Source organism: Pseudomonas sp. GW821-FHT02C04 (assembly GCF_059421845.1).
In genome coordinates this window covers 1,217,223-1,229,910 of record NZ_JBWKVT010000001.1, presented here as the reverse complement: position 1 = coordinate 1,229,910, position 12,688 = coordinate 1,217,223, and the positions used below count along the sequence as shown (strand labels likewise).

Sequence of the window (12,688 nt, the reverse complement as noted above, 5' to 3'; positions counted from 1 at the left end):
CTCACTGATGAAAGGTATACCGGTCTTTCCCGGTGTGCTTTGACTCATACAACGCTTCATCAGCTTTGATCAGGGCCTGGTTTAGGGTGTCACCATCCTCGACCCGGGCCACACCGATGCTGATGGTCACCGGGTGCCGGGTGGTTTGCTCACGTACCACCCGGCACAACTCACCGGACAATGCCTCGACGTCGTCGCGGCGCACACCGGCCAGATAAATCGCAAACTCCTCGCCGCCCAGTCGCGCGTACTCGAACGGCGCCATCACCGCTTTGATGTCCGCCGCGATCCTCTTGAGCACTTCATCGCCGATGTCGTGGCCGTACACATCATTCACTTTCTTGAAGTTGTCGATGTCGATCATCGCCAGATAATGGTCGTGCTCGCGAGGTACCGCTTGCAGGCTCTTTTCGGCACGGGTCATGAACGAGCGGCGGTTGGGAATTTCAGTCAGGGTGTCGTTGTAGGCCTGATCCAGCAACAGCTTGGACATGATGTAGTTGTAGAGCTTGGTCTCGCGCAGTTTGAGGAACGTGTAGATCGTCAACGCACAGAGAAACACGCTGTAGGCGATGGTCATGACGCCTTTGAGTTCCAGCAGGCCGATACCGGTGCCCATGAACGGGTTGAGTATCAGCCAGGTGATGACCTGCGCAGCGAAGAACGACCAGCGACTGAGTGGCAACACTGAGGCGCTGTAGAGCGTGGTGGCCGCCGCGAGCACCAGCCAGATGCCATGAAACGTCGGCGGCAGGCCATCAATCACCAGCCTGATGCCCAGAGTAATGACGAACACGAAGGTCAGGTTCAGCCAGTCGAAGTGACGGGCCTTGCGTGTGAACATCAGCACCACGGCAAGCACCGCAAACGCGGCGATGAAGATCATCGAACGCCAGGTGAAGCCCTGATCGCCCAGGAAACTGACGATCAGGTCGAAGGCCAGCCAGATGCCCATGCTGGCCAGATAGATCAGCAGGCAGAACGAATGCAGCCGCTCAAACTCATGCTGGATGAACTCGTCCCACAGCTCGGCGGGCGCGGTTCGTTTCAGGACTTCGTCTTCAATGGTTTTGTACATTGCTGCCCGAATGCTTGCGCTGGTTGTCGAGAATCACCTGTCCCCACGGTCGATAGCGCAGGGAAAACACTGCACTTTGATGACAGCCGGTCGGGGTCGCATCCGGGGTCGCCGGTTCGGCGCGGAACGGCTCGCCCTCGCGGCTGACCTGGCGGAACGCTTCATGCACGATACCGACGGAGCAAGGCAGTGCGCTGGCATATCCATTGCGCACCAGCACTGGCAGGCGCCCGGTACCGGCACCGTCCTGCCACCAGACGTGCGCGCCGGCCGCCGTCAGATCTTCCAGCCATTGGGCATTGACTGTCGGCGCAAGCTTGCCGGCACTGAAGGCGCTGACATGCAGCGGCGCATCCAGTTTTGCCGCGAAGTCTTTCAGTTGACGCTGGAGCGTTGCCCGTCGATCGGCCGCCAGAAAGTGCAAGTCATCCAGCTCCAGCGGCAGATACCAACCGCTGACCGGCAGTTTCCATTCCTGGCGCAACTTTTGTTGTTGCGCCAGCGATTGCCCCAGTTGCGCCTGCCAGTAGGCACCGAGGCCGGCGCTGTCCAGTTCGTCTATGCGCTTGTAATACGCCGGGTCCATTACCAGCCCGAGCACCAGTTGCAGACCTTGTTGCCCGGCGAGTTTCAGGCTGTTGGCGAGCCAGCCATTGGCACCGCCAAAGTCCGAGTCGCCATACGCGGTCCACTGCACAATCACCGTTCGCGTGCCTTGTCTGGCGGTGTCCTGCCAGACTTTCTGCCATTGCGCCTGCGTCAGGTCGGCGTCGACATTCAGCGGCTGATAGAACACCCGCTCATCGGCCCGTGCGAGCGTGGCGCCCATCAGCAGGCAGAAAAACAACATCCATCGAGCCATCAGAAATTCCACTCCACGCCCAGCAGCACACCGTTGCCGCCTTCATACAGATTGCCGCCCAGCGACTGTTGATATTCGGTGCGTACCGTCAGTTTCGACCGGTAGGCGTTGTAGCGATCTTCGTCGTACCACCACTGCCAGCGCAGACCGACGCCAGTGCGCAGATCCTGGCGCCAGTCGTTGCTCGGGTCCTGGCTGGCAAATTCGAGGAAGCCGTAAGGCATGATTGTCTGAGCACCACTGTTTGGCAGCTTCCAGGCATGCCCCTGCTGGAACCGCGACAGCCATTGATGATCGCCGGCCTTGGTCCACCAGGCGGCGTCGAGGTAGAGGAAACGTTCGTCCCAGTCATTTTCGTCGACGCGCCAGTCGTTACGGTACTTGCCCTGATCGAGGAACGAGGCAGTCGCGCGCAGCAGATAGTCGGTGGTGGTGTGGCCGTCCTGGCGGTGATCGTTAACCTGATCCAGCAGTTTTTCCGGTACCAGCATCTGGCCGAGGCTCAGGCTGTGGTTATCGTCATCGTTGAACTGGCTCTGTTTGTAGATTTCGCCGTAGAAGTTGATGTTTTGCGTGCCCCACGGCTTGTAGCGCAGGCCGACACCGGCGGCGAGGGATTCGGCGTAACTGGAGCGACCCTGGCCACCGAGCAGGACCCGGCCATACACCGACAGCGTGCTGCCGGCGCGGCTCGGTTCATCGCCGAGGGCGTGATCCCACATCGCCAGTTGTACGTTTTGCGAGTCGGCGCGGCGGTGCGAACCTTTGCTCTCGTCCGGTCGCACGAAGTCATTCGTCGATACGCCGGCCGGTGACCAGGTGCTGGCAATCGTCCGGCTGTCACGGCGGGAGAGGGTTTCATGGGCGCGGCGCTGACGGTAACGCCGCGCTTCCATGCTGCCATCCTCGTCGTCGGCGGCCACCGGGTTCTGTTCCAGATCGATCACCCGGCGCAATTCCTTGCGGGCAGAGGCGCTGTCTTCCACTTCGTCGTAGCGCCAGGCCAGGGTTTCACCGAGTCGATAGTCCTCTGGAAAGTCACCGGTGGCCTGTTGCAGATAGGGGATTGCGGTGGCGCGTTCCTCTCGGGTTTCGGCGCCGGCCAGCCGCATGCCGTAATCGGCGCAATACCGTGGGTTGTTCGGGTCGCGGCGTACCGCCTCGGCCAGCCATGCGGTGCTTTGTGGCAGGTCGCCGGCTTTTTGCGCAGTGACCGATGCCGCGTAGAAATGTCCGGCGTCCGGTGCTTGTTGCAAGGCTTTACGCTGACGTTCAAGTGCCTGGGCATGATCGCCACGGGCATCGGCGATTGCCGCGCCGAGGGCCCATTCATTGGCGCCGCGCGTTGTGCTTTGCTGCCAGTAGCGTTCGGCTGTCTGGCTGTCACCGGCATTCAGCGAGCTGCGGCTGGCGGTGAGGCGCGCGTTGTCACTCAGTTCCGCTGACGGGAGGCTGCGCCAGATAGTCAGTGCGCCAGCCGAATCACCGGCCGCTTCAAGGGCGTAGGCCAACGGCAGACGGTTGCTGCGGTCACCGAGTTTTTCCGCTTGCTGGTAATAGACGACGGCTTCACCCGGCCGATCCGGCATCGCGCAACGACCCAGGGCACGGTAATCCCCGGCGGCTTGCGGATGGTTGCCGATGGCTTGCTGAACGGCGTCGCACTGACCGTTTTCCGCGAGTTGCGCGAGTAATTGACCCCGGGTAGCGCCATCCACATGGGTAAGCAATGAAGCCATTCGCCGTTGCTGTTCCGGTGTCGTGGTTTTCGAAGCCGCATAAAGTCCGGCCAGGCGTTGCAGTGCTGTGGCCGGCAAGCGCCCTTGATGGCGGTCATACGCCGTTTCAAGTAATTGCTGCGCATGCTCACGATCGCCGCTGTTCACCGCCAGATAAGTGGCCTGATTCAGCGAAGCCAGATTGCCGGTCTGCCGGTAATGCAGCTCCCACAGGGTTTGTGCTTCGGTCATCCGGCCCATGCGTTGCGACAATTCCGCCCGACGCTTGACCACATCGGCGGTCTGCGTCTGACCAGCCAGCCAGGCGTCGACCTTGTCACTGCGTCCCTGTTCCTGCCAGACACCCAGCAATTGCTCCTGACGGCGACTGTCCCACGGCTGCGGCAGTCGGGTGGTCTGCAGCAGGTCAGTGGCTTGCAGGCGTTGGGCGAGTATCAGCCAGGTGCGCGGGTCGTCGTCAGGCGTGCAGCTGCGAAATTGCTTTAGCGCTGCTTCCGGGTCCTGGCGCGACAACCATTCGGCGGTCTCCAGGCAAGGACGCTGCAAGTCGTTGCTCAAGCGCTGTACGGTCGGAACGTCTTCGGTCTTGCGCGCCAGTTCCCACAGGCGCTGACGTTGCGCCGGGTCGGCCAGATCGGAGTCCGGCAACGACTGAATCCAGCGTTGTGCCTGTTGTTCGTGGCCCATGGCAATGGCGCGGTCGACCATTGCCAGACGGATCTTGCGTGCAGCCTCCGGAGTCGGTGCCTGTTGCAGCAGTTGTTGCAGCGGTTTTTCGTCGAGGCGCTGTACATAAGCATTGGCCAGGCGTTGCCAGCCTTCGGCGTCCAGCTGTTTGCGGGCAGCGAGCGGTGCGAGCTGATCGATGGTGCCGCTCCAGTCGCGCAGCTGTTCCGACCAGTTGGCCCGTGCCAGACGCAGGATATTGTCATCGCCCTTGGGCGACAACTGTGCCAGCCAGTCGTGAGCCTTGGCCGCGCCGCCGAACTTGGCGAGACTCAGACTGTAGGCCTGCCACAGACGCACGCGATCATTCAGGCTGCTGGTGGCCATCCAGCTTTCAACCTGAGTGCTGGTGGGTGGATCCTGTTCGATCCAGGTCAGGCGCAGGTCGAGGAGGGCGTCGCTGTTGTCCGGCAGCGCCTGCATGGCGTCCTTGTAGCGGCGTTGTTTGGCCAGCGACTCAACCAGCAGCGCTCGGGCCTCGTCGTTTTTCGGGACCTTTTCCAGCAAGTGGCGCATCAGTCGTTCGACTTCTTTCCAGTTGCCCTTTTTCGCTTCGCGATAGCTTCGGTCCATGTAGGGATAGCTGCGAAATTGCTCGAAGTCGCTAAGAGGCGCGGCCTGTAGCGGATACGCGGTGCTCAGACCCAGCAGCAGACTGCCCATCAGCAGGGTGTGACGATGCACAGGCTTCATGCGACCTCCCGGACAATGCGGTAGGCGGCTTGCTGTTCGCTGGCCTGATCGGCGAGGGCTTGTTCCAGGACTTCCTGGGTGATCATGCCGCGGGAAATCAGATGCTCCCCGAGTGACATGTTTTCGGCATCGAAATCGATCAACGCCTGATTGAACAAGGTTGGCGGCACCATACCGCGAACCTGCAGCAGATTGCCCAGCAGCACCTGATGGCGGCTGACCCGCTCCAGCAAGGCTTCATCGTCCTGATGGCGCTCAAGGACTTCGAGCATATGACGCACTTCCTCATTCTGGCGGGGGCTGGCGTACCAGTAACGAATCCCCAGCGTAACGCGGCCCTGGGGTGCCAGACGGCTACGCACCGGGCGTTTCAATTGACGGCTGATCGCGCCGAGCGAAACCTGGCTGACCGGGCCTTCGGAGGCCAGAATCAGGGTGTCGCCTTCTTCGGCCACCGGCAGCACGCCGTAGTGCGATGCGACCCGGCGTGGCACGGCATCGATCAGGCGCTTGTCGAGCTTGAACGGGTTGAGTGGCGCCCATTCCAGGTCAAGCTGTTCGGCAAGTGTTTGAACCAGCTGAGTGCTGTCGATGTACTCACGCAGCAGCAGTTCGCGACCAAGTCGACGACGCACCGGACTGGTGATCGCCGCTTCCAGTTGTTCTTCGGTCAGCAGACCTTTTTCTACCAGCCGATGGCCGAGCGGGGTGCGCTGCGCCTTGGTCAACGCCGGGAATTCGTGGGTGGTCTTGTCCCAGGCCACACGGCGCGAATCGCCCATCTCCATGACCTGACGCAGGGCGCGCAGGTTGGCGAAGAAGTTGACGAAGTTGCTCCACATCATGCGCGGCGCCGACAACAGACCTTCGACCAGCCCGTAGTAGCGAGTGACAAACCAGCCACGCTGGAACAGGCGGTTGAACAGCATCAGACCGTTGAGCCACAGCAGCACCGACAGCAACGAGCTGTCAGCGAGGATCGAGGGATAGCGCCACGAATCCGGAGAAATCACCGTCACGGCCCACATCGCCAGCAGCACCAGGAACAGCAAGTTGACCAGAAAGCTCAGCAGGTAGGCGATCAGCCCGCGACGGTCACGCCACAGGAAGTAATTGAGCAGGCCTTTGCGGCTCCAGCCGAGGTTCTTGGTGCCCTGAAACACGATGCCGACGATCCAGCGTGATTTCTGCCGGATCGCGTGTTGCAAGTCGCGGGGAAAGTGCTCGCGAACGCAGATGACCTGGGAGAACTCGCGGTTCATCCCGAACACCCACGGTTGCTCCAGTGCCAGTTTTGGATCGCTGACCGAGTAGCGGGCGAAGATGCATTTCATGCCTTTCTGTTTGAGGCGGAAACCGATGTCGTAGTCCTCGGTGAGACTCTGCACATCGAAGGCAATACCGTCGCCGTCTTCCAGCAGCGCGCTGATGGCTTTACGGCTGAAGCACGTGCCGACGCCGGCGCTGGGCACCTGGCCGGTGAGGGCTTCGCGGACGATGACGTCCTTGCCGTGGTTCTCGGCGAACTCATCGACGTAGTGCCCGGCAGTGAAGCCTTTCCATTCCGGTGCATAGGGGTAGACCGGAATCTGGATCAGGTCCTTGTTCGGCAGCAGGTAGTTGTAGAGGCGCAACTCCATCGGCGAGATCACGTCTTCGGCATCGTGCAGGATGAAGCCGGCGAACTGGATCTTCGCCTCGCTTTCGAAACGCAGGATCGCATCGATGATGTTGTTCAGGCAGTCGGCCTTGCTCGTCGGACCCGGTCGGGCGCAGACCACTTTGTGCACGTTGGGGTAGTGCTGGCAGACCGCATCGACGTCGGCCTGGGTTTCGGCGTCGTTGGGGTAGGTGCCGACGAAAATCTGATAGTTCTCATAATCGATGGTCGAGGCCGCCAGCCGCGCCATCTCGCCGACCACGCCGACTTCGTTCCACGCCGGCACCATGATCGCCAGCGGCTTCTCGGGAATCGAATACAGGCGTTCCTCGTCAGCGCGCTTGAATTTCTCGTAGATCCGCCAGCGTCGGATGAGCTTGCGGCTCCAGTACACCAGATCGATGAACAGGTCATCGAGACCGAGGATGAACATCAGCAGGGCGAGGAGGATCGCCACATACTTCAGACCAAACAGCACATACGCAAAAAAATCGACCCAGCCCAGGCTCATACCCCGTTACCCGCCGTCGAGCGTGCGCTCAACCAGGCGTGGAGGCGTTTGGCGATACGTTCGCTGGCGTGACCGTCACCGTATGGGCTGTGGACGCGGCTCATGCGTTTGTAGGTCGCTTCGTCATCGAGCAACTGGCTGGCTTCCTTGACGATCTTCGCGGTGTCGGTGCCCACCAGCAGCACGGTGCCGCCCTCGAGCACGGAGGGGCGTTCGGTGACGTCTCGCAAGACCAGCAGCGGCTTGCCGATGGCCGGCGCTTCCTCCTGGACGCCGCCGGAGTCGGTCAGGATGAAATGCGCACGGCCCATCAGCCAGACGAAGTTCGGGTAATCCTGAGGCGCGACCAGATAGATGTTGGGTTTGTCGGCGAGCATGCCGTACACCGCGCTCTGCACCTGTGGGTTGAGGTGCACCGGGTAGACGAATTGCACATCCGGGTAGCGCAGGGCGAGATCGGCCAGGGCCTGGCAGATGTTCTGGAAACCGTCGCCGAGGTTTTCCCGGCGATGGCCCGTGATCAACACCATGCGACGGCTGTCGTCGAGCACCGCCAGAGGTGAATCGGCAACCGGGCGCCAGTTGCTCTGTTGCTGCTTCGTGCGCATCCACAGCAGCGCATCGATGACGGTATTGCCAGTGATTTCGATGTTGTCCTGCGGCACGCCTTCACGCAGCAGATTGGCTTCGGCTTTGCCGGTCGGCGGGAAGTGCAGGTCGGCGATCACGCCGGTCAGACGTCGGTTGGCTTCTTCAGGCCAGGGAGCGCGCAGGTTGCCGGTGCGCAAACCGGCCTCGACGTGGCCGATGGGCAGCTGCCGGTTGAACGCGGCGAGGGCGGCGATGAAGCTGGTGGTGGTGTCGCCGTGTACCAGCACGATGTCCGGTTTGACCCGTTCGTAGGCCTGGTCGAGTTGTGCAAGCAGATGTTGCGACAGACCGTTGAGTGTCTGGCCCTGGGTCATCACTTGCAGGTCTTCATCGACCGTCAGTTCGAACGCGTCGAGTACCTGTTTGAGCATCTCCCGATGCTGGCCGGTCGAGCAGATGTTGAGTTTGATGTCGGGCCACTGACGCAGAACCCGAGCCAACGGGGCCATTTTGATGGCCTCCGGGCGAGTACCGAAAACCATCATGACGTTAAAGGACATTGACCCCTCCTGGGACGAAGCAAGGCTGTAGCCGGATAGCCAGCAGCACCTATCTCTTTCTGAGAAATAAAGAAAAGCAGCCGGATGGGAGCTTGTCCAATCCGGCCTTGAGGCTAGTTGTTACAGATCAATTGGAACGAAAGTGCCATCTCTGATGGCTCTTAGGTGGCACTTTCAGGAAAAGTTCCATCGTTTTGCGCGGGGGATGGTGCAGAGGGTACGCAGGGTGTGGCGAAGCCAGCTCAGGTCATGGGGCGATTTGCGCGGCACGGCGGGGTGTCTGGTTTTGCCGAGGAATTGGCTGAAGTCTTGCTGGAGTGATTCATCCGTACCGATGCCCTTCAGTTTTTTGAGCAGTACGCCTTCCTTGTAGAACAACACCGTCGGAGTTCCCGTGACATCAGGATGTCGACACGACTGTGTGGTATCGAGCATGAAGATATCCATCCAGGGCCGGAAGGGCTTGGCGACTTCGAGAAAAACGGGGCCGGAGAACACGCAGGCACCGCAATGCTCGTTGAAGAAGTACAGGACGACGAGGCGCCTGGCTTTCAAGACCTTCTGGTACGTCGGGGGCAACGCTGAATATCGAGTCGGCGTCGTCATTGGAGCCTCCTGATCAATGAATCTGAAAGGCCTTTGACGTTAAAGCAGGGCAAAACGGCGGTCTACTGTCAGAAATTACAGGTAGGTCCTGCGAAGGATGGTTTCGTCCTACTTTGCTGCAAGAGCATTCCCTCAGAAGACTCAGATCCACGGACGCCAAGCAGCTGGTATCGTTTTTCAGGCATTTATCAAAGGAGCTCCTGATGGGCAGCGATGCAGGTTTGAAAGCAGTTTCCGTAGCACAAACCGATGAGGTCCTGACAAATCGTCTTGAGGATCTGGAGCTGATAGCTCTCTGCAGTGAGCGGGAAAATGATCCGACCATAAGAGTTTCGATAGAAGACTTGTGCGCGGAGTTCTCGGGGGATAAACACCGCCCCTGAATCGATCACCCGTGCACCGACTGGGAACCTGCTACCCGCATTGTTGTAGCCAACGGTAGCGCTCGCTTCCGGTTCATCACCGCTTTCTCATTTCCCTTTTTTCGTATCTGTTTGATTCTTGTGAATTTTCAACCCGCTACAGATTACCCTCGATTCCTGTGGCACACTTTCTGCTGTTCATTCCGTAGTAACAAACCGTGTTCCGGTATAGCGGAATAAACAATCCTCTGGAGTGCTTGCCATGCATCGCCGACCTTCCTTGTTCAAAGCGTGTGTTTTTGTTCTTGCGGCTTCGTCCGCTGTCATGGGTATGGCCCAGGCGGCCGACAGCAAGCTCGACAGCGTCCTGGCCCGTGGAAAACTGATCGTGGGGACCGGCAGCACCAATGCGCCGTGGCACTTCCAGGGCGCGGACGGCAAGTTGCAGGGCTTTGATATCGACATCGCCAGAATGGTGGCCAAAGGTCTGTTCAATGACCCGAGCAAGGTCGAGTTCGTGGTGCAGTCATCCGATGCACGGATTCCCAACCTGCTGACCGACAAGGTCGACATGAGCTGTCAGTTCATCACCGTCACCGCCAGCCGTGCGCAGCAAGTGGCGTTCACCCTGCCGTATTACCGCGAAGGCGTCGGCCTGCTGCTGCCGAACAACAGCAAGTACAAGGAAATCGAAGACCTGCAGGCCGCCGGTGACAGCGTGACTGTGGCGGTGCTGCAAAACGTGTACGCCGAAGAGCTGGTGCACCAGGCGCTGCCCAAGGCCAAGGTCGATCAGTACGACAGCGTCGATCTGATGTATCAGGCCGTGAACTCCGGTCGCGCCGATGCCGCCGCCACCGACCAGTCTTCAGTCAAATACCTGATGGTCCAGAACCCTGGCCGCTATCGCAGCCCGACGTACGCCTGGAGCCCGCAGACCTACGCCTGCGCCGTCAAACGCGGCGATCAGGACTGGCTGAACTTCGTCAACACCACCTTGCATGAAGCCATGACCGGTGTTGAGTTCCCGACCTACGCGGCATCGTTCAAGCAATGGTTCGGCGTTGATCTGCCATCGCCCGCTATCGGTTTCCCTGTCGAATTCAAATGATCCCGTGAGAGTGGGGCGCCCTGATGCGCCCCGCTCAAGGTACTGCCAACCATGAACTATCAGTTGAACTTTGCCGCCGTGTGGCGCGATTTCGACACCTTGCTGGCGGGGCTCGGTCTGGGTCTTGAGCTGGCGCTGGTGTCGATCGCCATCGGCTGCGTGATCGGCCTGCTGATGGCGTTTGCCTTGCTGTCGAAGCATCGCGCCTTGCGGGTGCTGGCATCGGTGTATGTGACGGTGATCCGTAACACGCCGATTCTGGTGTTGATTCTGTTGATCTACTTTGCGTTGCCGAGCCTGGGGATCCGGCTGGACAAGATCCCGTCGTTCATCATCACGCTGTCGCTGTATGCCGGGGCGTACCTGACCGAAGTGTTCCGGGGCGGCTTGTTGAGCATCCCCAAGGGTCAGCGTGAAGCGGGACTGGCCATCGGCCTGGGCGAGTGGCAGGTGAAGGCCTACGTCACGGTGCCGGTGATGTTGCGCAACGTGCTGCCGGCGCTGTCGAACAACTTCATTTCGCTGTTCAAGGACACCTCGCTGGCCGCCGCGATTGCGGTGCCGGAGCTGACCTATTACGCGCGCAAGATCAACGTCGAAAGCTACCGGGTGATCGAAACCTGGCTGGTGACCACGGCGTTGTATGTCGCGGCCTGTTACCTCATTGCCATGCTGCTGCGTTACCTCGAGCAGCGTCTGGCGATCCGCCGATAGGAGGCTGCGATGTACGAATCCCCCAGTTGGTTGCATGAGTTGTGGATTGCCCGCGAAGCCTTGTGGCAAGGCTTTCTGACCAGCGTGCAGGTGTCGGCGCTGGCGATTCTGTTCGGCACGGTCATCGGTGTATTTGCCGGGCTGGTGCTGACCTATGGCAAGTTCTGGATGCGCGCACCGTTTCGTTTTTATGTCGACCTGATTCGCGGCACCCCGGTGTTCGTGCTGGTGCTGGCCTGCTTCTACATGGCGCCGGCGCTCGGTTGGCAGATCAGCGCGTTTCAGGCCGGTGCCTTGGGTCTGACGCTGTTTTGCGGCTCCCACGTGGCCGAGATCGTGCGCGGTGCGTTGCAGGCATTGCCACGCGGGCAGATGGAAGCGGGCAAGGCGATCGGCCTGACGTTCTATCAGTCCCTCGGCTACGTGCTGTTGCCTCAGGCACTGCGACAGATCCTGCCGACCTGGGTCAACTCGTCCACGGAAATCGTCAAGGCCTCGACCTTGCTGTCGGTGATCGGCGTGGCGGAGCTGTTGCTCAGCACCCAGCAGATCATCGCCCGGACGTTCATGACCCTGGAGTTTTATCTGTTCGCCGGTTTTCTGTTCTTCGTCATCAACTACGGCATCGAATTACTCGGCCGGCACATTGAAAAGCGGGTGGCTTTGCCATGACTCAAGCTCAAGTTTCCAACGTCCAGAACGGCCAGCCGCTGCTGGACATCCGTGGCCTGCACAAACAATACGGCGCGGTCGAAGTGCTCAAGGGCGTCGACCTGAGCATGCAGCGCGGCAACGTGGTGACCTTGATCGGCTCCAGCGGCTCGGGCAAGACCACGCTGCTGCGTTGCGTGAACATGCTGGAGGAGTTCCAGGGCGGACAGATCCTGCTCGACGGTGAATCCATCGGTTATGACGAACTCAATGGCAAACGCGTGCGCCACCCGGAAAAAGTCATCGCGCGCCATCGGGCGATGACCGGCATGGCGTTCCAGCAGTTCAACCTGTTCCCGCACCTCACCGCACTGCAGAACGTCACCCTCGGCTTGCTCAAAGTCAAAAAGATGCACAAGGACGAAGCCGTGGTCCTGGCCGAAAAGTGGCTGGAGCGGGTCGGACTGCTGGAGCGGCGCAATCACTTTCCCGGCCAGTTGTCCGGCGGCCAGCAGCAGCGCGTGGCGATTGCCCGGGCGATTGCGATGAACCCGAGCCTGATGTTGTTCGACGAAGTCACCTCGGCCCTCGACCCGGAACTGGTCGGCGAAGTGCTGAACGTGATCAAGGGCCTGGCCGAGGACGGCATGACCATGTTGCTGGTGACCCACGAAATGCGTTTTGCGTTCGAGGTCTCGGACAAGATCGTTTTCATGAATCAGGGGCGCATCGAAGAGCAGGGGCCTCCCAAGGAGCTGTTCGAGCGTCCGCAATCGCCGCGGCTGGCGGAATTTCTTAAAAGCACGCGGTTCTGACTTTTCACT

General features: G+C 60.3%; 11 protein-coding genes. 5 read left to right on the top strand and 6 right to left on the bottom strand.

Annotated elements, in window-relative coordinates; translation table 11 throughout:
- Position 1: 1 nt before the first annotated feature.
- The 6 genes from AC07VV_RS05610 to AC07VV_RS05585 form a co-directional block, all read right to left on the bottom strand.
- A complete protein-coding gene (locus tag AC07VV_RS05610; RefSeq protein WP_495035590.1) occupies positions 2–1,078 on the bottom strand; it encodes a GGDEF domain-containing protein in 1,077 nt (358 codons plus the stop codon).
- Positions 1,062–1,940, bottom strand: a complete 879-nt coding sequence (locus tag AC07VV_RS05605; RefSeq protein WP_495035589.1) for a DUF4434 family protein — start codon at positions 1,938–1,940, stop codon at positions 1,062–1,064. The genes AC07VV_RS05610 and AC07VV_RS05605 overlap by 17 nt, the downstream gene beginning before the upstream one ends.
- Positions 1,940–5,098, bottom strand: a complete 3,159-nt coding sequence (locus AC07VV_RS05600; RefSeq protein ID WP_495035588.1) for an NfrA family protein — start codon at positions 5,096–5,098, stop codon at positions 1,940–1,942. Before AC07VV_RS05600 ends, AC07VV_RS05605 begins: the two co-directional genes overlap by 1 nt.
- On the bottom strand, positions 5,095–7,269 hold the full coding sequence (nfrB, locus tag AC07VV_RS05595; protein WP_495035587.1) for a cyclic di-3',5'-guanylate-activated glycosyltransferase NfrB: 2,175 nt from the start codon (positions 7,267–7,269) through the stop codon (positions 5,095–5,097). Before nfrB ends, AC07VV_RS05600 begins: the two co-directional genes overlap by 4 nt.
- On the bottom strand, positions 7,266–8,420 hold the full coding sequence (wecB, locus tag AC07VV_RS05590; protein ID WP_495035586.1) for a non-hydrolyzing UDP-N-acetylglucosamine 2-epimerase: 1,155 nt from the start codon (positions 8,418–8,420) through the stop codon (positions 7,266–7,268). Before wecB ends, nfrB begins: the two co-directional genes overlap by 4 nt.
- Positions 8,421–8,594: 174 nt before the next feature.
- Positions 8,595–9,026: a thioredoxin family protein gene (locus tag AC07VV_RS05585; protein ID WP_495035585.1), complete on the bottom strand. Its 432-nt coding sequence runs from the start codon at positions 9,024–9,026 to the stop codon at positions 8,595–8,597.
- A 203-nt stretch (positions 9,027–9,229) separates the two neighbouring features.
- On the opposite strand from AC07VV_RS05585, the gene AC07VV_RS05580 reads away from it, so the two are divergent.
- The 5 genes from AC07VV_RS05580 (at position 9,230) to AC07VV_RS05560 (ending at position 12,679) form a co-directional block, all read left to right on the top strand.
- Complete coding sequence (locus tag AC07VV_RS05580; RefSeq protein WP_495035584.1) at positions 9,230–9,409, top strand: hypothetical protein; 180 nt, start codon at positions 9,230–9,232, stop codon at positions 9,407–9,409.
- A 241-nt stretch (positions 9,410–9,650) separates the two neighbouring features.
- A complete protein-coding gene (locus tag AC07VV_RS05575; RefSeq protein WP_085695951.1) occupies positions 9,651–10,499 on the top strand; it encodes a transporter substrate-binding protein in 849 nt (282 codons plus the stop codon).
- Positions 10,500–10,550: 51 nt separating this feature from the next.
- On the top strand, positions 10,551–11,213 hold the full coding sequence (locus AC07VV_RS05570; RefSeq protein ID WP_059405928.1) for an amino acid ABC transporter permease: 663 nt from the start codon (positions 10,551–10,553) through the stop codon (positions 11,211–11,213).
- A 9-nt stretch (positions 11,214–11,222) separates the two neighbouring features.
- Positions 11,223–11,885 (top strand): amino acid ABC transporter permease, encoded by a 663-nt coding sequence (locus tag AC07VV_RS05565; protein WP_007960241.1) that lies wholly within the window; start codon positions 11,223–11,225, stop codon positions 11,883–11,885.
- A complete protein-coding gene (locus tag AC07VV_RS05560; protein WP_007960239.1) occupies positions 11,882–12,679 on the top strand; it encodes an amino acid ABC transporter ATP-binding protein in 798 nt (265 codons plus the stop codon). Before AC07VV_RS05565 ends, AC07VV_RS05560 begins: the two co-directional genes overlap by 4 nt.
- Positions 12,680–12,688 lie beyond the last annotated feature (9 nt).

Bases quoted from the DNA above. Each gene is read 5' to 3' on its own strand.
- AC07VV_RS05605 (WP_495035589.1), bottom strand. From the start codon at position 1,940: ATGGCTCGATGGATGTTGTTTTTCTGCCTGCTGATGGGCGCCACGCTC.
- wecB (WP_495035586.1), bottom strand. From the start codon at position 8,420: ATGTCCTTTAACGTCATGATGGTTTTCGGTACTCGCCCGGAGGCCATC.
- nfrB (WP_495035587.1), bottom strand. From the start codon at position 7,269: ATGAGCCTGGGCTGGGTCGATTTTTTTGCGTATGTGCTGTTTGGTCTG.
- AC07VV_RS05570 (WP_059405928.1), top strand. From the start codon at position 10,551: ATGAACTATCAGTTGAACTTTGCCGCCGTGTGGCGCGATTTCGACACC.
- AC07VV_RS05610 (WP_495035590.1), bottom strand. From the start codon at position 1,078: ATGTACAAAACCATTGAAGACGAAGTCCTGAAACGAACCGCGCCCGCC.
- AC07VV_RS05600 (WP_495035588.1), bottom strand. From the start codon at position 5,098: ATGAAGCCTGTGCATCGTCACACCCTGCTGATGGGCAGTCTGCTGCTG.
- AC07VV_RS05575 (WP_085695951.1), top strand. From the start codon at position 9,651: ATGCATCGCCGACCTTCCTTGTTCAAAGCGTGTGTTTTTGTTCTTGCG.
- AC07VV_RS05585 (WP_495035585.1), bottom strand. From the start codon at position 9,026: ATGACGACGCCGACTCGATATTCAGCGTTGCCCCCGACGTACCAGAAG.
- AC07VV_RS05565 (WP_007960241.1), top strand. From the start codon at position 11,223: ATGTACGAATCCCCCAGTTGGTTGCATGAGTTGTGGATTGCCCGCGAA.
- AC07VV_RS05560 (WP_007960239.1), top strand. From the start codon at position 11,882: ATGACTCAAGCTCAAGTTTCCAACGTCCAGAACGGCCAGCCGCTGCTG.
- AC07VV_RS05580 (WP_495035584.1), top strand. From the start codon at position 9,230: ATGGGCAGCGATGCAGGTTTGAAAGCAGTTTCCGTAGCACAAACCGAT.